Genomic DNA, 20654 nt, shown 5'->3' with positions numbered 1-20654 from the left:
CCATGACCGTCCACCTGCACTGGTTCCTGCCCACCGGCGGCGACGGGCGCACCCTGGTCGACCGGCACGCCTACACCGACGGAGGCATCACCCGGAACCGCGCGGGCACCGCCACAGGGGTCCGCGCACCCGACATCGAGTACCTGGCGCAGATCGCCAAGGCGGCCGAACGGCTCGGCTTCGAGGCCGTGCTGACGCCGACCGGCACGTGGTGCGAGGACGCCTGGCTGACGACGGTCGCGCTCGCCCAGCACACCGAGCGGCTGAAGTTCCTGGTCGCCTTCCGGCCGGGGGTGATCTCCCCGGTGCTCGCCGCCCAGATGGCCGCGACCTACCAGCGGATCACCCGCGGGCGGCTGCTGCTCAACGTGGTGACCGGCGGCGACTCGGTCGAGCAGCGGCGGTTCGGTGACCATCTGGACCACGACCAGCGGTACGCGCGGACCTCCGAGTTCCTGTCGATCGTCCGGGGCGCGTGGAGCGGACTCCCGTACGACTTCCAGGGCGAGCACTACCAGGTGGAGGGCGGGCTCACCGCGCTGCCGCCGGACCCGCTGCCGCAGGTCTTCTTCGGCGGCTCGTCCCCGGCCGCCGGGCCGGTCGCCGCGGAGCACGCGGACGTCTACCTCACCTGGGGCGAGCCGCCGTGGCAGGTGAAGGAGAAGATCGACTGGATCCGCCGGCTCGCGGAGGAGCGCGGCCGGACCGTGCGCTTCGGCATCCGGCTGCACACCATCTCGCGCGACAGCTCCCGCGAGGCGTGGGCGACGGCCGAGCGGCTGCTCTCCGATCTGGACGCCGAGACGGTCGCGGCGGCGCAGGCCGTGCTCGGCCGCAGCGAGTCCGTGGGCCAGCAGCGGATGCTCGCCCTCCACCGGGGCGGCGCGCTGGACCGGGACCGGCTGGAGATCTCGCCGAACCTGTGGGCGGGCGTGGGGCTGGTCCGGGGCGGGGCCGGCACGGCGCTGGTCGGCAGCCACGCGGACGTCGCCGACCGCATCGAGGAGTACCACGACCTGGGCGTGGAGCACTTCGTGCTCTCCGGCTACCCGCACCTGGAGGAGGCGTACTGGTTCGGCGAGGGCGTCACCCCGCTGCTCGCCGAGCGCGGCCTGGTGACGACGATCCCGGCGGCGCCGCTGCCGGCGGGGGTCGGGGGCGGGCGCTAGTCACCGCCCTGCGGGAGGAGGGTGGGGGCCGGGAAGATCCCGGACCCCACCCCGGTTGGTAGAAACGTGAACGATTCTGTGGTCGAAACAGCCGGCGGAGCCGGGGTCTCCCTGGTCGACGCGGTCGCCGGAGCCGTGGTCCGCGCGGTGGACGTCGTCGTGATCGGCGCCGGGCAGGCGGGGCTCTCCGCCGCCTTCCACCTGCGGCGCGCCGGTCTGGAGCCGGACCGGGACTTCGTCGTCCTCGACCGCGCGCCCCGTCCGGGCGGCGCCTGGCAGTTCCGCTGGCCCTCGCTGACCTACGGCAAGGTGCACGGCATGCACGCGCTGCCGGGCATGGAGCTGACCGGGGCGGATCCCGCCCGGCCCTCCTCCGAGGTGATCGGCGCCTATTTCGACACGTACGAGCGGAGCTTCGGCCTGCGCGTGCACCGGCCGGTGGACGTGACCGCCGCCCGGGAGGGCGAGGGCGGGCGGCTGCGGGTGGAGACCTCGGAGGGGGTGTACGCGACCCGGGCGCTGATCAACGCCACCGGCACCTGGGACCGGCCGTTCTGGCCGCGCTACCCCGGCCAGGAGACCTTCCGGGGCACCCAGCTGCACACCGCGCGCTACCCCGGGCCCGAGGCGTTCGCCGGGCGGCGGGTGATCGTGGTGGGCGGCGGCGCGTCGGCCACCCAGCACCTGCTGGAGATCGCCGAGCACGCCGCCGCGACGACCTGGGTGACCCGGCGCGAGCCGGTCTTCCGGGAGGGCCCCTTCGGCGAGGCCGAGGGCCGCGCGGCCGTCGCCCTGGTCGAGGAGCGGGTACGCCGGGGGCTGCCGCCGCGCAGCGTGGTCTCGGTGACGGGGCTCCCGCTGAACGACGCACTTCGCAAGGGGCTGGCCGACGGTGTCCTGGACCGGCAGCCGATGTTCGAACGGATCACCCCGGACGGGGCCGTCTGGGCGGACGGCCGGACGGTCGAGGCGGACGTGATCCTGTGGGCGACCGGCTTCCGGCCGGCGATCGACCACCTGGCCCCGCTGCGGCTGCGGGGCCCGGGCGGCGGAATCCGGATGGAGGGAACCCGCGCCCTCCTGGACGAGCGCGTCCACCTCGTGGGTTACGGCCCGTCGGCCTCGACGATCGGCGCCAACCGGGCCGGCCGGGCCGCCGTGAACGAGCTCCGCCACCTCCTCGCCCGCGAGCAGGCCCGCACGGGCGAGCCCGTCACGGTCTGAGCGAACGGGTCACGGTCCGAGCACGCCGGTCGCGGCCTGAGTGGATGGGGCAAGAGCGCTCCACGGCCCCGCGCCCGTCACGGTCTGAGTGAACCGTCGCGCGGCCGCCAGCCGCTCTGCGGCGCCCATCGCGATCCCGTGTCGGGCGTGTACCTCGCCCCTTCCTCCAGGCAGACGGCGCTCCGGGCGAGCAGGACCTGGGTGAGCACGTCGTGGGCGAGGGCGAAGTGCCGCTCGTCCGGATGGGTGGTCAGCCGGATCTCGACCCAGGCGTCGTCGAAGCGCGCCCCGGTCACCCGGGCCAGCCGTCTGGCCTGCCAGGAGGTGATGGGAGACCAGATCCAGCGACGTCGTCTGAGCTGCTTCATGCGCTGCCCAACGATCCGGCCGCCTCCGCGATACAGAGCAAACCGGGCGATATCGACACCCCTTCACCCGTCCGCCACCCCCTTCCCTCCTACCGCCCTACGCCCCTCCCTCCTGGCGTCTCCGCTCGTTGAACTCGGCCACGTTCGCCTGGTGGGCCGCGTAGTCGGCGGTGAAACGGGTGTCGCCGGGGGCCACGGTGACGAAGTAGAGCCAGTCGCCGGACGGCGGGTGGAGGACGGCCGCCATCGCCTCCTCCCCGGGGTTGCCGATGGGGGTGGGCGGGAGCCCCTTGCGCGCGTAGGTGTTGTACGGGCTGTCGATCCGCGTGTCGTCGAGGGAGGTGTCGACGGTGCTGCGGCCCAGGGCGTAGTGGAGGGTCGAGTCCATCTGGAGCGGCATGTCCCGGGCGAGGCGGTTGTGGACGACCCTCGCGACCTTCCCCATGTCGCCGGTCGTGTCCGCCTCGGCCTGGGCGATGCTCGCGACGATCAGGGCCTGATGGGCGGTGAGACCTTGGGCCCGGGCGGCCTCGGCGGTCGCCGGGGTGCCGAAGTGGCCGGCGGCGGTGCGGACCATGTAGCGGAGCAGGCCCTCCGCGGTGGTGCCGCCGGGGAGCGGATACGTGGCGGGGAAGAGATAGCCCTCCGGGTTCCCGCCGGCCGCGGCCGGGAGGCCCAGCGCGGCGGGGGCCGCTGCCGCCTTGCGGGCGGTGCCGTCCGGCAGGGCGAGGGCGCGGTCGACGGCCTCGTACACCTGGACGGAGCGCCAGCCCTCGGGGACGAGCAGGGTGGGCGGCGCGGGCGGGACGGCGGGCCGGTCGCGCGGGAGGAGCAGCAGCAGGGGGACGGCGATCGCGACGGCGAGGGCGAGGAGCGCGCCCGCCAGGACGGCCAGCCGACCGCGTCGGGTGAACCGGCGGCGGCGGGGTGCGTACGGGGAGGACGGCCGGTACGGCATGGCCGCACCGTAACCCGGCGGGGCGGGGATTCCGGGGAACCCGCGCGCACGGCGGCGCCGCCGGCTCCCTGGGACGGGGAACCGGCGGCGCCGTGAACTGCGAGCGTCAGACGAGCCAGCCCAGGAAGTGGAGGACGCCGGCGAGCAGATCGGTGATGACGTTCATGGTGGTACTTCTCCTCGTACAGGTGTTTCGTGGGACTGCGCGGTCGCGGTCTGCAGCCCGTCGCTCGCGCACCGTAATCATCCGACGCCGTACGGGAGTTGGGCAACGAATCCCGGAACGATCACACGTTCGTGGGAACAACCGCTCCCACGTTCGCCTGTTCGTCGCGGCGGACCAGGGCGGCGTACTTGCCGTCGGCGGCCATGAGCTCCGCGTGGGTGCCGCTCTCCTCGATCCGGCCCGCCTCCAGCACGACGATCCGGTCGGCCTCGCGGACGGTGGAGAGGCGGTGCGCGATGGTGATCGTGGTGCGGCCGGCCGAGAGGGCGTCGACGGCCTGCTGGACCGCGTGCTCGGTGCGGGTGTCGAGGGCACTGGTCGCCTCGTCGAGGATGAGCACCGGCGGGTCGCGCAGGATCGTGCGGGCGATGGCCAGGCGCTGCTTCTCGCCGCCGGAGAAGCGGTAGCCGCGCTCGCCGACCAGGGTGTCGTACCCGTCGGGCAGCGAGGCGATGTGGTCGTGGATCTGGGCCGCCCGGGCGGCGGCCTCCAGCTCCGCGTCGGTGGCGTCGGGCTTGGCGAAGCGGAGGTTGTCGGCGACGGAGGCGTGGAAGAGGTAGGTCTCCTGGGAGACGACGCCGATCGCGGCGGCGAGGGTGTCGAAGCCGAGGTCGCGCACGTCCACGCCGTCCAGGGTGACCCGGCCCTCGGTCACGTCGTAGAGCCGGGGCACGAGGTAGCTGAGCGTGGACTTGCCGGATCCGGTGGGGCCGACGACGGCGAGGCTGCCGCCGGCGGGCACGGTCAGGTCGATGGAGTCGAGGGTGGGCCGGTCCGCGCCCTCGGGGTCGTAGTGGAAGCGGACCTTCTCGAAGCCGATCTCACCGCGGACGGCGCCGATACGGACGGGCCGCTCGGGCTCGGTGATGTCCACCGGGAGGTCGAGGTACTCGAAGATGCGCTGGAAGAGCGCGAGGGAGGCCTGGATCTGGACGCCGGTGGAGAGCAGGCTCACGGTGGGACGGAAGAGGCCCTGCTGGAGCGAGACGAAGGCGACCAGGGTGCCGAGGGAGATCGCGGCGCCGCCGGCCTGCACGGCGAAGCCCGCCGCCCAGTAGAGCAGGGCGGGCATCGCGGCCATGACGATGCCGATGACGGACATCCGCCAGCGTCCGGCCATGGAGGAGCGCACTTCGAGGTCGACGAGGCGCTCGGACTCCCGGGCGAAGGACTCGGTCAGCGAGTCGGCGCGGCCCATCGTGCGGCCGAGCAGGATGCCGCTGACGGAGAGCGACTCGGTCACGGTCGCCGCCATGGCGGCCATCTGCTTCTGCCGCCGGGTGGTGATGCGCTTCCGCTCGTCGCCGACCCGTCGGCTGATCCAGACGAAGACGGGGAGCAGGAGCAGGGAGAAGAGGGTGAGCCGCCAGTCGAGGGCGAGCATGGCGACGACGGTCGCGACGACGGCCGTGAGGTTGGAGACCAGGGAGGTGGCCGTGGAGGTCACGGTGGCCTGCATGCCGCCGATGTCGTTGGCGATCCGGGACTGGACCTCGCCGGTCCTGGTCCGGGTGAAGAAGGCGAGCGGCATCCGCTGGAGCCGGCCGTAGACCGCGGTGCGCAGGTCGTGCATGACGCGCTGGCCGACCGTGGTGGAGATCAGGGTCTGGAGCACCCCGAAGACGCCGGTGAGGACGGCGGTGGCGATCATGCCGAGGGCGAGCAGGCTGAGCAGCCCGGTGCGCCCCTCGGGGATCGCGGTGTCGAGGATCTCCTTGAGGAGGAACGGGGAGGCGACCGAGACCAGCGAGGCGGCGCCGACCAGGAGGCCGACGAGCGCGAGGCGGGCGCGGTAGGGACGGAAGAGGCCGAGGATGCGGCGCAGCTGGGCGGGCTCCTGCGGCTGCGCGGGGTCGCGCGGCGGTGGTGTCCAGGTGGACTCGTCGTGGGGGCGCATGGGCTCCTTCGCGGGGATGAGACATGACCGTGCAACATCGGACTGTAGCTCACTCTTACCTATGTTCACAATGAGCTTGGTCCTGATAATGTTCCCCCATGAACTCCCCCGCCGCGAGCGCTCCCGACCCCGACGGGCTCCTCGCCGAGCAGCTGCTCCGGCTCACCCGCCGACTCCACCGCATCCAGAAGCGCCATCTGGAGCCGGTCGGCATCACCCCGGCCCAGTCGCGGCTGCTGCGTGTGGTCGCCCACTACGGCGACGCGCCGCCCCGGATGGCGGACCTGGCGGCCCGTCTCGAAGTGGTGCCCCGCGCCGTGACCAGCCTCGTCGATGGCCTGGAGGGGGCCGGACGGGTGCGCCGGGTGCCCGATCCGGCCAACCGCCGGGTGATCAGGATCGAGCTCACCGACGAGGGGCGCGCCACGCTGCGGGAGCTCCGCAGCGCGCGCCGGGCCGCCGCAGAGGACATCCTGGCTCCATTGACCGTCGACCAGCGCGAGGTGCTCGGAGGTCTGCTGACCGCCCTGGCCGGGCCCGTCCCGGAGGGCGGCCGCTGACGCCTCCGGCGCCCGCGCCGAGGGGAGCCGTGCCATGCCGCTGCTGGAACCGAACCCGCGGGCCCTCAGCCCGGGCCGGAAGCGGACCCCGGCTCCCGACCGGGTCCCGGACCTCCAGGCCAAGGGCACCCCGCGGCGGCTGCGCGAGGACCTGGCCGCGCTGATCGGGCCGGAGAAGGTGCTCTCGGGCGTCTCCGACCTGGTGCGGTACGCCTCGGACGCCAGCCCGTACCGGTTCCTGCCGCAGGTGGTCGTCGTCGCCGAGGACGTGGACGACATCTCGGCCGTGCTGTCCTACGCCCACGGCAAGGGCCGCGAGGTGGTCTTCCGGGCCGCCGGGACCAGCCTCAACGGGCAGGCCCAGGGCGAGGACATCCTCGTCGACGTCCGCCGCCACTGGGTGGGCGTGGAGGTCCTGGACGGCGGCGCCCGGGCCCGGATCCGCCCCGGCACGACCGTGGTCCGTGCCAACGCCGCGCTCGCGCCGCACGGGCGGGTGCTCGGCCCCGACCCGGCCAGCGCGGTGGCCTGCACCATCGGCGGGGTCGTCGCCAACAACGCCTCCGGGATGACCGCGGGCACCACCCGGAACTCGTACCGGACGGTCTCCTCGCTCACCTTCGTCCTCCCGGGCGGCACGGTCGTCGACACCGCCGACCCCGCCGCCGACGAGGAACTGGCCCGCGCCGAGCCCCGGCTCTGCGCGGGGCTGCTCGCGCTCAAGGCCGAGATCGAGGCCGACGCCGAGCTCACGGCCCGGATCCGGGCCAAGTACGAGATCAAGAACACCAACGGCTACCGGCTCGACGCCTTCCTCGACGGCGCCACCCCAGTGGAGATCCTGCGCGGTCTGATGGTCGGCTCCGAGGGCACCCTCGGTTTCCTCTCCGAGGTCGTCTTCGACACCCTCCCGCTCGACCGGCTGGTCTCCACGGCCCTGCTCTTCTTCCCCACCCTGCCGGCCGCCGCCGCGGCCGTGCCCCGCTTCAACGAGGCGGGGGCGCTCGCCGTCGAGCTGATGGACGGCAACACCCTGCGGGCCTCGGTGCGCGTGCCGGGCGTCCCGGCCGACTGGGCGGAGCTGCCCAAGGACACCACGGCGCTGCTCGTCGAGTTCCGGGCGCCGGACGAGCCGTCCCTGGCCGCGTACGAGCGGGCCGCGGGCGAGGTCCTGGCCGGACTCGACCTGGTCGCCCCGGTGCCCTCCGTGGACAACGCCTTCACGCGCGACCCGGCCGTCATCGGCGGCTACTGGAAGGCCCGCAAGGCGTTCGTGACCGCCGTCGGCGGCTCCCGCCCCTCCGGTACGACCCTGATCACCGAGGACTTCGCGGTACCCCCCTCCCGGCTCGCCGAGGCATGCGCCGAACTGCTCGACCTCCAGGCCCGGCACGGCTTCGACGCGGCCGTCGCCGGCCACGCCGCCCACGGCAACCTGCACTTCCTCCTCGCCTTCGACGCCGCCGACCCGGCCGACGTCGAGCGGTACGCCTCCTTCATGGACGACTTCTGCAAGCTCACCGTCGAGCGCTTCGACGGCTCCCTGAAGGCCGAGCACGCCACCGGCCGCAACATCGCCCCCTTCCTGGAGCTGGAGTGGGGTCCGAAGGCGACCGAGCTGATGTGGCGGACCAAGGAGCTCATCGACCCCGACGGGGTCCTCGCCCCCCGCATCGTCCTCGACCGGGACCCCCAGGCCCACCTCCGCGGCCTGAAGACCATCCCGTCCGTGGAACGCATCGCCGACCCCTGCATCGAGTGCGGCTTCTGCGAACCGACCTGCCCCAGCCACGACCTGACGACCACCCCGCGCCAGCGGATCGTGCTGCGCCGGGAGATGCTGCGGCAGGCCGACGGCTCCCCCGTCGAGCAGCGGCTCCTGGAGGCGTACGGCTACGACGCCGTGGACACCTGCGCGGGCGACTCCACCTGCAAGCTGGCCTGCCCCGTCGGCATCGACACCGGCGCGCTGATGAAGGAGTTCCGGCACGAGCGGCACTCCCCGCGCGAGGAGCGGATCGCCGCCCTCGCCGCCCGGCACTTCCGCGCCGTGGAGAGCGCCGCACGGCTCGCCGTCGGCGCCGCCGACCGGATGGGCGACGGCTTCCTGGAGCGGGTGACCGGCCTCGCCCGCAAGGCCGTCCGGCCCGACCTCGTACCGGAGTGGCTGCCCGAGATCCCCGGCGCGGCCCGACACCGGCTGCCCCGCACCCACCGCCCGGCGGCCACCGCGGTCTACTACCCGGCCTGCGTCAACCGCATCTTCGGCAACCCCGACGGAGTCGCAGGCCCCTCCCTTCCCGAGGCGGTCGTCGCCGTCTCCGCCCGGGCCGGGCGCCCCGTCTGGATCCCCGACGACGTGGCCGGCACCTGCTGCGCCACCATCTGGCACTCCAAGGGGTACGAGGCGGGCAACGAGGTGATGGCCAACCGGATCGTCGAGGCCGCCTGGGGGTGGACCGCCGGCGGCCGGCTCCCCCTGGTGGTGGACGCCTCCTCGTGCACCCTCGGCATCGCCCACGAGGTCGTCCCGTACCTCACCGACGACAACCGCGCGCTGCACGCCGAACTGACCGTGGTGGACTCCCTGGTCTGGGCCGCCGACGAACTCCTCCCCCGGCTCGACGCCCGCCGCCGCGTGGAGTCCGCGGTGGTGCACCCCACCTGCTCGATGCGGCACCTCGGCGACGCGGACAAGCTCACCGAGATCGCCGGGTTCTGCGCCGAGGAGGTCGTCGTCCCGGTCGACGCCGGGTGCTGCGCCTTCGCCGGGGACCGGGGCATGCTCCACCCCGAACTGACCGCCTCCGCCACCGCCCGCGAGGCCGCCGAGGTCACCGCCCGCCCCTTCGACGCGCACCTCTCGGCCAACCGGATGTGCGAGATCGGCATGGACCGCGCCACCGGCCGCCGGTACGCCTCCGCCCTCCTGGCCCTGGAGCACGCCACCCGCCCCTGAGCGGACACCGCCACGCTGGGGAGACCCCCCGCACCCGGCCCAGGACCGGATCGCAGGGGCGCCGCGGAGGCGGGACAGAGGGGTCGGGTGGTTCCCAACGGGACGGATCGGCGTGCTCCGTACCGCCGGAGCCGGAAAATCCGTTGCCGCGGTCCCGGCCCGGGGGCGAACCTGGCACGGACCCCGCACCCCGGGGTCCGTACCCACGGGGTCCCTCGACGGGACCCCTCCCGAGCCGCGCCCGCGTGCGCCGGCCCGCCCCCTGTCCGCCCCCGAGCAACCCCTGGGGACGTCCATGCAGATCCGTCAACTCCCCTACGCCGACCCGGGGGTGCCCGACGTCCGCTCGGGCACCCGCTTCCTGATCTGGCTCGGGCGCATGCAGCTCGGCGGGCAGGTGCGATCGCTGCTGTGGGGTCTGCTGCTCCAGCTGTCCATCGCCGGTCTGCCGGTCGGCGTCGGCCTCGCCGTGCAGGCCGTCATCGACCACGACGGCGGCGGGCTCGCGCTCGGCTGCGGTGTGATCGTGCTGCTCGGCGCCGGCATCGCCGTCGGCGACACCATGCTGCACCGCACCGCCGTCACCAACTGGATCACCGCCGCCGCGCGGGTCCAGCAGCTCCTCGCCCGCAGGACCGCCGAGCTGGGCTCGCTGCTGACGCGACGGGTCGCGGCCGGCGAGGTCGTCGCCGTCTCCACCGGCGACGTCGAGAAGATCGGCTGGTTCGTGGAGGCGTTCTCGCGGTTCGCCGCCGCCGTCCTCACCCTGATGGCCGTCTGCGTCGGGCTCGTTCTGTACGAGCCCGCGCTCGGCGTCGTCATGGCGGTGGGCGTCCCGGCACTCGCCCTGGCCGCGCTGCCGCTGCTGCCGCGCGCGACCCGCCGGGCCGACGAACAGCGCGAGAAGGCCGGCAAGGCCACCGAACTGGCCTCCGACACCGTCGCCGGGCTGCGCGTGCTGCGCGGCATCGGCGGCGAGGAGCTCTTCCTCGGCCGCTACCGGACCGCCTCCCAGGAGGTCCGCCGGGCGGCCGTGCGCAGCGCCCGCATGTGGGCCCTGATCGCCGCCGTCCAGGTGCTGCTGCCGGGCCTGCTGCTCATCGCCGTGGTGGCGTACGGGGCGGGCCTGGCGCTCGACGGCCGGATCACGGTCGGCGCGCTGGTCACGGTCTACGGCGCGGTGGCACTCACCCACCATCCGCTGCGGAACGTGGAGGAGATCGCCATGGCGTACGCCTTCTCCCGGCCCTCCGCGAAGCGCGCGGCGCGGGTCCTGGCGCTCAGCCGCACCACCGACCCCTCCGGCCGCACCACCGACCCCTCAGGCGGCGCCGGCGACCGCGCACGGAAGGCGTCCGGCGACCTGTACGACCCGGTCACCGGCCTCATCGCCCCCGCCGGGCTGCTCACCGCCGTGGTGTGCGGGGACCCGGACGCGGCCGGCCGGCTCGCGGACCGGCTCGGCGGGCATCCGGCCGAGCCGGGCGACGACCACGTCTCCGTCCGGCTGGGCGGGGTGCCGCTGGACGAGCTGTCGCTCGACGCGGCCCGCACGGCCGTCCTCGTCCAGGACAAGGAGCCGGTGCTGCTGTCGGGCACCCTCCGCGAGCTGCTCGACGTGCCCTCGTCCGGCGATGTCCGGCCCGAGGACGCGCTCGCCGCCGCCCGGTGCGACGACGTGCTCGACGCGCTCGCACAGGCGTCGGTGGACAGCGAAGGCGACCCGATGCGGACCCGGATCACCGAGCGGGGCCGCTCCCTCTCCGGCGGGCAGCGCCAGCGCCTCGCCCTGGCCCGGTCCCTGGTGACCGACCCCGAGGTGCTCGTCCTCGACGAGCCGACCTCGGCGGTCGACTCGCACACCGAGGCCCGGGTCGCGGACGGTGTCCGCAAGCTGCGCTCCGGCGCCACCACCGTGGTGCTGGCCTCGTCACCGCTGTTGCTGGACCTGGCGGACCGGGTGGTCCTGGTCCACGAGGGCCGGGCCGTCGCCCACGGAACCCACCGCGCGCTCCTCGCGGACGAGCCCCGCTACCGGGCGGTCGTCACCCGGGAGACCGAGGACGAACGCGCCGCGGCACCGGAGGGGTCTCCCGACGGCTCCCGTACGGCCCGGCGTGTCGCAGCACTGGAAGGGGAAACCGCATGATCGGCCTGGCGCCGCCCGCGTACGACCCGGCGGCCCCCACCACCGCCACGACCCTCCCGGTCGCCGCCACCGCGACGGTCCGCGCCTATGTCGGCGGCCTGCTGCGCCGGCACCGGAAGGCGTTCGCGCTCCTCGTCGGGGTGAACGCGGTCGCCGTGATCGCGTCGATGGCCGGCCCGTACGTCCTCGGCCAGGTGGTCGACCGGCTCGCCGCGGGCGCCCGGGAGCTCCATCTGGGGAGCACGGTCGCGGTCTTCGCCGTCGCGCTCGTGGTGCAGACGGTGTTCACGCGGCTGGTCCGGCTGCGCGGGGCGATGCTCGGCGAGGAGATGCTCGCCGACCTGCGGGAGGACTTCCTGGTCCGCTCGGTCGGCCTGCCGCCGGGCGTCCTGGAGCGGGCCGGTACCGGTGACCTGCTCTCCCGGATCACCACCGACGTGGACCGGCTGGCCAACGCGATGCGGGAGGCCGTGCCGCAGCTGGTGATCGGTGTGGTGTGGGCAGGTCTGCTGATCGGCGGGCTCGCCTTCACGGCGCCGCCGCTCGCCCTGGCCGTGGTGATCGCGGCCCCGCTGCTGATCGCCGGATGCCGCTGGTACTTCAAGCGGGCTCCGGCCGCCTACCGCTCGGAGGCGGCCGGGTACGCGGCGGTCGCCTCCGCGCTCGCCGAGACCGTCGACGCCGGCCGCACGGTCGAGTCGCACCGGCTCGGCGCGCGCCGGGTGGCGCTCTCGGACCGGCGGATCCAGGAGTGGACGCGCTGGGAGCGGTACACCCTCTTCCTGCGGTCGGTGCTCTTCCCGGTCGTCAACCTGACACACATCACGGTGCTGTGCGGCGTCCTCGCCATCGGCAGGTTCTGCGTCTTCCGGGGCTGGATGGACGTGGGGCAGCTGACGACCGGCGCGCTGCTCGCGCAGATGCTGGTGGACCCGGTCGGGATCGTGCTGCGCTGGTACGACGAGCTCCAGGTGGCGCAGGTGTCGCTGGCGCGGCTGGTGGGCGTGCGGGACATCGAGCCGGAGCCCGGCGACGCGGCGGTGCGGCCCGAGGGGCGGGCGGTCGAGGCGGCCGACGTCCGCTTCGGGTACCGGGAGGGCGTCGACGTGCTGCACGGGGTGTCCCTCGCCGTGGCGCCGGGCACCCGGCTCGCGCTGGTCGGCCCCTCCGGGGCGGGCAAGTCGACGCTGGGCCGGCTCTTGGCGGGCATCTACGGCCCGCGCTCCGGCGCGGTCACGCTGGGCGGCGCCGAGCTGGCCCGGATGCCGGCCGAGCGGATTCGCGAGCACGTGGCGCTGGTCAATCAGGAGCACCACGTCTTCGTCGGCACGCTCCGCGACAACCTGCTGCTCGCCCGTCCGGAGGCCGGTGACCCGGAGCTGTGGACGGCGCTGGCGGCGGTGGACGCGGAGGAGTGGGCGCGGGGTCTCGACGCGGGCCTGGACACCGAGGTCGGTTCGGGCGGCCGGGTGCTGACCCCGGCGCAGGCGCAGCAGGTCGCGCTGGCCCGCCTGGTCCTGGCCGATCCGCACACGCTGGTCCTGGACGAGGCGACCTCGCTCCTCGACCCCCGCGCGGCCCGCCATCTGGAGCGCTCGCTCGGGCGGGTCCTGGACGGGCGGACGGTGGTGGCGATCGCGCACCGGCTGCACACCGCGCACGACGCCGATCTGATCGCGGTGGTCGAGCACGGCCGGATCAGCGAGCTGGGCAGTCACCACGATCTGGTCGCGGCGGACGGCGCGTACGCGGCGCTGTGGCGCTCCTGGCACGGCTGAGCCGGGCCGGGAGCCGGGGGGGGGGGGGGGGCCCCCCCCGGGGGGGGGGGCCCCCCCCCCCCCCGGGGGGGGGGCCCCCCCCCCCCGCCGGGGCCGCGGGGGGGGGGCGCGCGCCGGGGGGGTGGGGGGGGGGGGGGGGGGGGCGGGGGGGGCGGGGGGGGGGGGGGGGGGGGGGGGGGGGGGCGGGCGCCGGGGGGGGGGGGGCCCCCCCCCCCCCCCCCGGTCGGCGGTCAGACGCCCGCGATCGACTGGATCCAGGAGCGGTAGGCCGTCACGTTGGTGTACGCGGTGGTCGTCTGGCGGTCGCTGGTGGAGGCGACCCCGACCTGGATGCCGTTCGCCATCATCGGGCCGCCGGAGTCCCCGCCGGCGGTGATGCCGTTGCCGCGCCGGGCGCAGATCGCCGAGCCGCTGTACGCGTCACGGCAGCCCCCGGTCACCGTCACGTTGGCGACCTTGAGGTAGCGGGACTGGCAGTTGGCCTCGGAGCCGCACTGGGAGGTGGCGCCCCAGCCGTAGACCTGGACGCTCTGTCCGACGCTCACGGAGCCGGGCTGGCCGAGCCGGGCGTAGGTGGCCGTCACAGAGCGGTCCAGGCGTACCAGCGCGAGGTCGGAGCTGTGGGTGTACGTCTGGGCGCCGTTGGCGACGGTCCCGCCGCTGTGCTGGTCGAGGCTGCCGATCCGGAAGGACAGTCCGCCCCCGGTGACGCAGTGCTTGGCCGTGAGGATCCAGGTGGGGGCGATGATCGTGGCCGAACAGGTCTCGCGGCCGTTGGAGAAGAGCCGGGCCGCCCAGGGGCCGCTCTGGGCCTGGCCGCCGCCGATGATCGGCTGGACGGCGACCGCGTCGGCGCGGGCGGGCGTCTGCTCCGACGCCGAGGCGGCGGGCGCGAAGAGGGCGAGCACGGAGAGCGCGGCGGTGGCGGCCGACGCCCATATGCGGTGCGTACGCAAGGTTCCTCGTCTCCGACGGCACACGGAAGTGCCGCCTGTGGGGGGAGTGGGTGGAACCAGGGTCGTCACGCGTGGGGCCCGCGGGTAATCCCGTTCGGCCATAACACGGTGTTATCCCCGTGCGTCGGCCCGCGTCAGAAGAAGCCGAGCGCGGAGGCTCCGCCGACCCCGCCGAGGAGCATGAAGACCGGCATGAGGACCTTCAGCTCCACCCAGCTGCCCGCCCGGAAGCGCATGCCCTTCGGCGGGCCGATGGGGTACCAGCGCTTGCGGGCGATGGGGATCGGCCAGAGGATCGGGCAGCCGGAGACGGTGAGCGCGTCGCCGATGTCGTGGACGAGGGCGCCGAGGACGACCGGCAGGCCCAGCCACAGGTACTCCTGGCCGGGGCCGGTGAAGAGCCAGTCCGAACCGTTGCCCGGCTGGTCGAGGACGCCGGCGAGGATCCAGGCGCTGGTCGCGCCGAGCAGCCAGACCAGGATGTCGCTGGACATCCGGGCGGCCCGCCACAGCAGCCCCTCGACGGCGAGGACGAGGTGGACGAAGAGGATCGCGAGGACCGCCCAGCGCCCGCCGGTGACGGCCGCGACCGAACAGCCGCCGCCGATCAGGACCGCCCAGAGCCAGGTGTGGGTGAGGGTGCGGTGGCCGCCGGTGCGGCGCGGGTCCTGGGGGCTGCGGGTCGCCTTGTAGACGGCGTACGACAGCTTGTCGACGACCTCGCACAGGATCCGGGAGACGGGGCCGAAGGCGCGCGAGATGGTGGCCGACTTGTGGTCGAGGTCGGGGGCGAGGGCCGCGCCGGCGCAGATCAGGGCGCCGACCAGGAGCACCGGCCAGGGCATCGGGTGGTCGAAGGCGGCCGCGGCGGCTCCCACGCCCAGCCAGGCCGCCGCTCCGGACAGCGAGTGCGCCGGTCCCATCATGGTCGGTGTCGCCCCGTTTCTCCCCTGCCGGCGCCGAGTTGACGACCGGTCGACGGAGCAGCCTATCGGGCGTGATCTTCACGTTCGACGGCCGGTTCCCTCATCCGGGCGGAATGCAGGCAAGATGGGGACGTGACCCTTATCGATCAGCTGCCGCCGACCGCCGACCCCGACGCCCTTTTCGAGGCCTTCTCCGCCTGGGCCGAGGAGCGCGGCATCGCGCTCTACCCGGCACAGGAGGAGGCGCTGATCGAGGTGGTCTCGGGGGCGAACGTCATCCTGTCGACGCCCACGGGCTCCGGGAAGTCGCTGGTGGCCGCGGGGGCGCACTTCACGGCGCTCGCCAACGACCAGGTCACCTTCTACACGGCGCCGATCAAGGCGCTGGTGTCGGAGAAGTTCTTCGACCTGTGCAAGATCTTCGGCACCGAGAACGTCGGCATGCTGACCGGCGACGCGTCCGTGAACGCGGACGCGCCCGTCATCTGCTGTACGGCGGAGGTGCTGGCCTCGATCGCGCTGCGCGACGGCAAGGACGCCGACATCGGCCAGGTCGTCATGGACGAGTTCCACTTCTACGCCGAGGCGGACCGGGGGTGGGCCTGGCAGATCCCGCTGCTGGAGCTCCCCCAGGCGCAGTTCGTGCTGATGTCGGCGACGCTCGGCGACGTGTCCATGTTCGAGAAGGACCTGACCCGGCGCACGGGCCGGCCGACCTCGGTGGTCCGTTCGGCGACCCGGCCGGTGCCCCTCTCGTACGAGTACCGGCTCACGCCCATCACCGACACGCTGACCGAGCTCCTGGAGACCAGGCAGGCGCCCGTCTACATCGTGCACTTCACGCAGGCGCAGGCGGTCGAGCGGGCGCAGTCGCTGATGAGCATCAACATGTGCACGCGCGAGGAGAAGGACAAGATCGCCGAGCTGATCGGCAACTTCCGCTTCACCACCAAGTTCGGCCAGAACCTCTCCCGGTACGTCCGGCACGGCATCGGCGTGCACCACGCCGGCATGCTGCCGAAGTACCGGCGGCTGGTGGAGAAGCTGGCGCAGGCGGGTCTGCTGAAGGTGATCTGCGGGACGGACACCCTCGGCGTCGGTGTGAACGTGCCGATCCGCACGGTGCTCTTCACCGCCCTCACCAAGTACGACGGCAACCGGGTGCGGACGCTGCGCGCCCGTGAGTTCCACCAGATCGCGGGCCGGGCCGGCCGGGCCGGCTTCGACACCGCCGGCTTCGTGGTGGCGCAGGCGCCCGAGCACGTCATCGAGAACGAGAAGGCGCTGGCGAAGGCGGGCGACGACCCGAAGAAGCGCCGCAAGGTGGTCCGGAAGAAGGCGCCCGAGGGCTTCGTCGCCTGGAGCGACACGACCTTCGAGAAGCTCCAGACCGCCGAGCCGGAGCCGCTGACCTCCCGCTTCAAGGTCACCAACATCATGCTGCTGTCGGTGATCGCCCGCCCGGGCAACGCCTTCGAGGCGATGCGCAAGCTCCTGGAGGACAACCACGAGCCGCGCCGCAACCAGCTCCGGCACATCCGCCGGGCCATCGCGATCTACCGCTCGCTGCTCGACGGCGGTGTGGTGGAGCAGCTGGAGACGCCGGACGCGGAGGGCCGCACGATCCGGCTGACCGTCGACCTCCAGCAGGACTTCGCGCTGAACCAGCCGCTGTCGACCTTCGCGCTGGCCGCCTTCGACCTGCTCGACCCGGAGTCCCCGTCGTACGCGCTCGACATGGTCTCGGTGGTCGAGTCGACGCTGGACGACCCGCGCCAGATCCTCGCCGCCATGCAGAACAAGGCGCGCGGGGAGGCCGTCGGGCAGATGAAGGCGGACGGCGTCGAGTACGAGGAGCGGATGGAGCGGCTCCAGGAGGTCTCGTACCCGAAGCCGCTGGAGGAGCTGCTCTGGCACGCGTACAACGTCTACCGGAAGTCGCACCCGTGGGTCGGCGACCACCCGGTGTCGCCGAAGTCCGTCATCCGTGACATGTACGAACGGGCCATGACCTTCACGGAGTTCACCTCGCACTACGAGCTGGCGCGGACCGAGGGCATCGTGCTGCGGTACCTGGCGAGCGCGTACAAGGCGCTCGACCACACCATCCCGGACGACCTGAAGACGGACGACCTGGAGGACCTGATCGCCTGGCTGGGCGAGATGGTGCGGCAGGTGGACTCCTCGCTGCTCGACGAGTGGGAGCAGCTGGCGAACCCGGAGGTCCAGACGGCCGAGGAGGCGCAGGAGAAGGCCGACCAGGTCAAGCCGGTCACGGCGAACGCCCGCGCCTTCCGGGTGCTGGTGCGCAACGCGATGTTCCGGCGGGTGGAGCTGGCGGCGCTCGACAAGGTCGGCGAGCTGGGCGAGCTGGACGGCGAGTCCGGCTGGGACGCGGACGCGTGGGGCGAGGCGATGGACGCGTACTGGGACGAGTACGACGACCTGGGCACGGGCCCGGACGCGCGCGGTCCGAAGCTGCTCGCGATCGAGGAGGACGCGGCGCACGGCCTGTGGCGCGTCCGGCAGACCTTCGCCGACCCGAACGGCGACCATGACTGGGGCATCGGCGCGGAGGTGGATCTCGCCGCCTCCGACGAGGAGGGGCGGGCGGTCGTCCGCGTGACGTCCGTCGGACAGCTGTAGAGGAGTTCAGTCGTGACCAATCCCGCCGAGAGGCTGGTCGACCTGCTCGATCTGGAGCGGATCGAGGTGAACATCTTCCGCGGCCGCAGCCCGCAGGAGTCGCTCCAGCGGGTCTTCGGCGGACAGGTCGCCGGCCAGGCCCTGGTGGCGGCCGGGCGGACGGTGGACGCGGACCGGCCGGTGCACTCGCTGCACGCCTACTTCCTGCGGCCGGGCCGACCGGGCGTGCCGATCGTCTACCAGGTGGAGCGGGTGCGGGACGGGCGGTCGTTCACGACCCGCCGGGTCACGGCGGTCCAGGAGGGGCGGACGATCTTCAATCTGACGGCCTCCTTCCACCTGCCGGAGGAGGCGGGCTTCGAGCACCAGCTGCCGCCCCGGCACCTGGTGGACCCGGAGAGCCTGCCGAGGCTGGCGGACGAGGTCCGCGACCACCTCGGGGGGCTGCCGGAGTCGATGGAGCGGATGGCGCGGCGGATGCCCTTCGACATCCGCTACGTCGACCGGCTGCGCTGGACGAAGGACGAGGTGAAGGACGCGGACCCGCGCAGCGCGGTGTGGATGCGCGCGGTGGGGCCGCTGGGCGACGACCCGCTGGTGCACACCTGCGCGGTGACGTACGCCTCCGACATGACGCTGCTGGACGCGGTGCGGATCCCGGTCGAGCCGCTGTGGGGCCCGCGCGGCTTCGACATGGCCTCGCTGGACCACGCGATGTGGTTCCACCGCCCGTTCCGCGCGGACGAGTGGTTCCTGTACGAGCAGGAGTCCCCGGTCGCGACCGGCGGCCGGGGACTGGCCCGGGGCCGGATCTACGACCGGGAGGGCCGGATGCTCGTCTCGGTGGTCCAGGAGGGCCTGTTCCGTTCCCTGGGCTGACCAGTCACTCGTACTCGGTGCCGCCCTTGCGGGTCAGGTAGGCCGGGCTGACCGCCTTGGCGACGGCCCGGCCTCCGGTGACGGGGCTGTACCGCTCGACGGCCGGCCTGACGACGACGCCCTCCCGCAGGTGGGCGGAGCCGCCGGAGACGGTCTCGGCGCCGCTCGCGTGGGCGAGGACGGTGTCGAGGTCGTAGGGGCCCTCGTACAGGCGCGGTACGAGCGGGACCTCGCCGGGCTCCAGGACCTGGACCGGGTCGAGCCAGCGGACCTGTCCGTCGATCTCGGCGGAGACGTCGAAGAGGGCTTAGCCGACGGCCTCGCGGCGGGCGTCGGCGCCGTAGGCGAGGTCCTGGACGCCGGAGCCGTAGACCTCGCCGAAGAAGCCGACGCGGGTGGCGCCCAGGCGGGCGGCGAGCCGCTCGGCGACGGCGGGCAGCCCGTGGGCGTGGACGGCGCGCCAGTACAGGTTGCGCGGGTCCTCCTGGAGGGCGAGGCCCTTGGAGCCGAAGCCCTTGGACGAGACGTGCGTCCGGCCGCCGTCGGCGACGTAGGTGAACAGGCAGGCCGTGCCGTGGATCTTCTCCGTGAGGACGACCTGCTCGCCGGGCTCGAAGATGCCCGGGTAGCGGTGCAGGTTCTCGATGTCCACCCAGGGCAGCAGGTCCGGCGCGGCCTCGACGTCCCCGCTCATCGTCGGCGGGATCGGCGGCACCCACTTGGTGATCCCGAGCGTCTCGGCGAAGTCGGTGCCGTCGGCCGCGGCCCGGTCCAGGTCGACGCCGGCCAGGGCGCCGGGGCGGCAGACGATCCCCTGCGACAGCTCCCCGCGCAGGCGCACCGCCTTCACCCGGTCCGAGCGCTTCCCGGCCAGCCGCCCGGTCAGCCCGAGCTCGTCGACGAGCGCCGCCGGCAGCACGGCCTGCTCCGGGATGTACACGGCGGTGTCCCCGCTGCGATAGGCGCCCTTGGCGACGACGGCCCGGTAGAGCCCGACCTGCGCCAGTTCGAGGGCGTCGGCGTTCGGGTGCGGATGGACGGTGAGGACTTCGGCGGTGACGCGCAGGGTGGACATGGTGTCAGGACTCCGGTCGTTCGGCTGGCTCGGGTTTCGCTCTCATCGCGGAACATCCTGACGGACCGTGAAATCCCTGCCCACGGCTTTTGCCGTCTGGTAACGTCGCGATCTTCGCCGGGCGCCACCCGGACGGAGTCCCGTCAGGACCACGCCGTGGCCTCTCCCGCACTGACCTCCGCCCTCCGTCGCGTCGACGCCGTCTTCGGCGGCATGACGGCCCCCGCCGAGGGGTGCACCTACTGCTACGGGGAGGAGCACCTGGCGCTGCTGGCGGTGCCGGGCGCGCCGCTGGGGGACGACCTGCTGGGCCCGTTCTTCCACGAGGTGCCCAGCCACTTCCCCGACCATCCGGCGGTGGTCCGCCGACTGCTGCCGGAGGTCTTCGCCCGTCTCGCGGCCGGGCGGGTGGACGGCATGGGATTCATGCCCACCGGGCTCGGCCGGGTCGACTGGCGGGAGTGGCCGGCCGAGCAGGCGGCCGCGATCGCGGGCTTCCTCGACACGTGGTGGCGGGAGACGCTCGCCGATCCGGCGCCTCGGCAGGACGTGAACGCGGTGTGGGAGCTGTCCGTGGACTTCCACCAGGCGGTCGCCCCGCTGCTCGGCGTGTGGGCCGCCGCGCCCCGGGGCGGCGTCGAGGACCGGCACCTGGCGGACTTCGTGGAGCGCTGGATCGACGACCTGCTCTGGGACCACGTCATCGGCCGGCCGGCGGACGAGTCCCTCCTCGACGAGCTCCGGGCCTGGCTCGTCGAGCACGCCGTCGACCGGCTCTCCGGACACCCCGACCCGCTGCTCGCCCGCAAGGTCGCGCTGTTGGCACTCGGCGAGGAGGAGCGGGACGCCGCCTTCGCGGAGCTGGTCGCCTCGGCCGGGTAGGT

General features: G+C 73.8%; 14 protein-coding genes and 1 pseudogene. 9 read left to right on the top strand and 6 right to left on the bottom strand.

Annotated features, from left to right (window positions below):
- Nucleotides 1–2: 2 nt before the first annotated feature.
- Together ACFYT9_RS20190 and ACFYT9_RS20185 are read left to right on the top strand one after the other, a co-directional pair.
- Complete coding sequence (locus tag ACFYT9_RS20190) at nucleotides 3–1169, top strand: LLM class flavin-dependent oxidoreductase (protein ID WP_389165637.1); 1167 nt, start codon at nucleotides 3–5, stop codon at nucleotides 1167–1169.
- 135 nt (nucleotides 1170–1304) lie between these two features.
- A complete protein-coding gene (locus ACFYT9_RS20185) occupies nucleotides 1305–2393 on the top strand; it encodes an FAD-dependent oxidoreductase (RefSeq protein WP_389165832.1) in 1089 nt (362 codons plus the stop codon).
- Nucleotides 2394–2470: 77 nt separating this feature from the next.
- Here the strand turns inward: ACFYT9_RS20185 and ACFYT9_RS20180 are convergent, their stop codons facing one another.
- The 3 genes from ACFYT9_RS20180 to ACFYT9_RS20170 all read right to left on the bottom strand — a co-directional run bounded on the left by ACFYT9_RS20180 (nucleotide 2471) and on the right by ACFYT9_RS20170 (nucleotide 5842).
- Nucleotides 2471–2761 (bottom strand): hypothetical protein, encoded by a 291-nt coding sequence (locus ACFYT9_RS20180; RefSeq protein ID WP_389165634.1) that lies wholly within the window; start codon nucleotides 2759–2761, stop codon nucleotides 2471–2473.
- Nucleotides 2762–2858: 97 nt separating this feature from the next.
- Nucleotides 2859–3719 (bottom strand): endolytic transglycosylase MltG, encoded by an 861-nt coding sequence (gene mltG / locus ACFYT9_RS20175; RefSeq protein ID WP_389165631.1) that lies wholly within the window; start codon nucleotides 3717–3719, stop codon nucleotides 2859–2861.
- 287 nt (nucleotides 3720–4006) lie between these two features.
- Nucleotides 4007–5842, bottom strand: coding sequence for an ABC transporter ATP-binding protein (locus ACFYT9_RS20170; RefSeq protein WP_389165628.1), 1836 nt, complete (start codon nucleotides 5840–5842; stop codon nucleotides 4007–4009).
- A gap of 98 nt (nucleotides 5843–5940) precedes the next feature.
- On the opposite strand from ACFYT9_RS20170, the gene ACFYT9_RS20165 reads away from it, so the two are divergent.
- The 4 genes from ACFYT9_RS20165 to ACFYT9_RS20150 all read left to right on the top strand — a co-directional run bounded on the left by ACFYT9_RS20165 (nucleotide 5941) and on the right by ACFYT9_RS20150 (nucleotide 13288).
- Complete coding sequence (locus ACFYT9_RS20165; RefSeq protein ID WP_376602392.1) at nucleotides 5941–6402, top strand: MarR family winged helix-turn-helix transcriptional regulator; 462 nt, start codon at nucleotides 5941–5943, stop codon at nucleotides 6400–6402.
- Between the two features lie 34 nt (nucleotides 6403–6436).
- Nucleotides 6437–9361 (top strand): FAD-binding and (Fe-S)-binding domain-containing protein, encoded by a 2925-nt coding sequence (locus ACFYT9_RS20160; protein WP_389165625.1) that lies wholly within the window; start codon nucleotides 6437–6439, stop codon nucleotides 9359–9361.
- A gap of 295 nt (nucleotides 9362–9656) precedes the next feature.
- Nucleotides 9657–11510: an ABC transporter transmembrane domain-containing protein gene (locus ACFYT9_RS20155; RefSeq protein WP_389165622.1), complete on the top strand. Its 1854-nt coding sequence runs from the start codon at nucleotides 9657–9659 to the stop codon at nucleotides 11508–11510.
- On the top strand, nucleotides 11507–13288 hold the full coding sequence (locus ACFYT9_RS20150; RefSeq protein WP_389165619.1) for an ABC transporter ATP-binding protein: 1782 nt from the start codon (nucleotides 11507–11509) through the stop codon (nucleotides 13286–13288). Before ACFYT9_RS20155 ends, ACFYT9_RS20150 begins: the two co-directional genes overlap by 4 nt.
- A 230-nt stretch (nucleotides 13289–13518) precedes the next feature.
- Here the strand turns inward: ACFYT9_RS20150 and ACFYT9_RS20145 are convergent, their stop codons facing one another.
- Together ACFYT9_RS20145 and ACFYT9_RS20140 are read right to left on the bottom strand one after the other, a co-directional pair.
- The gene (locus ACFYT9_RS20145; RefSeq protein ID WP_387270238.1) at nucleotides 13519–14244 is read right to left on the bottom strand and encodes a S1 family peptidase; all 726 of its coding nucleotides are present in this window, start codon (nucleotides 14242–14244) and stop codon (nucleotides 13519–13521) included.
- Between the two features lie 134 nt (nucleotides 14245–14378).
- Complete coding sequence (locus ACFYT9_RS20140) at nucleotides 14379–15170, bottom strand: metal-dependent hydrolase (RefSeq protein WP_376602872.1); 792 nt, start codon at nucleotides 15168–15170, stop codon at nucleotides 14379–14381.
- 132 nt (nucleotides 15171–15302) lie between these two features.
- On the opposite strand from ACFYT9_RS20140, the gene ACFYT9_RS20135 reads away from it, so the two are divergent.
- Together ACFYT9_RS20135 and ACFYT9_RS20130 are read left to right on the top strand one after the other, a co-directional pair.
- Nucleotides 15303–17816 (top strand): DEAD/DEAH box helicase, encoded by a 2514-nt coding sequence (locus ACFYT9_RS20135; RefSeq protein WP_376602871.1) that lies wholly within the window; start codon nucleotides 15303–15305, stop codon nucleotides 17814–17816.
- 12 nt (nucleotides 17817–17828) lie between these two features.
- Nucleotides 17829–18695 (top strand): acyl-CoA thioesterase, encoded by an 867-nt coding sequence (locus ACFYT9_RS20130; RefSeq protein ID WP_376602870.1) that lies wholly within the window; start codon nucleotides 17829–17831, stop codon nucleotides 18693–18695.
- Between the two features lie 4 nt (nucleotides 18696–18699).
- Here ACFYT9_RS20130 and ACFYT9_RS20125 read toward each other — a convergent pair.
- Nucleotides 18700–19770 (bottom strand): annotated as a pseudogene (locus tag ACFYT9_RS20125) (RNA ligase (ATP)).
- A gap of 156 nt (nucleotides 19771–19926) precedes the next feature.
- Here ACFYT9_RS20125 and ACFYT9_RS20120 point away from each other — a divergent pair.
- On the top strand, nucleotides 19927–20652 hold the full coding sequence (locus ACFYT9_RS20120; RefSeq protein ID WP_389165614.1) for a hypothetical protein: 726 nt from the start codon (nucleotides 19927–19929) through the stop codon (nucleotides 20650–20652).
- Nucleotides 20653–20654 lie beyond the last annotated feature (2 nt).

Source organism: Streptomyces sp. NPDC004435 (assembly GCF_042873895.1).
Taxonomy (GTDB): domain Bacteria; phylum Actinomycetota; class Actinomycetes; order Streptomycetales; family Streptomycetaceae; genus Streptomyces.
Note: the sequence above shows the minus strand (reverse complement) of the source record. Positions and strands in the feature narration are given on the sequence as shown.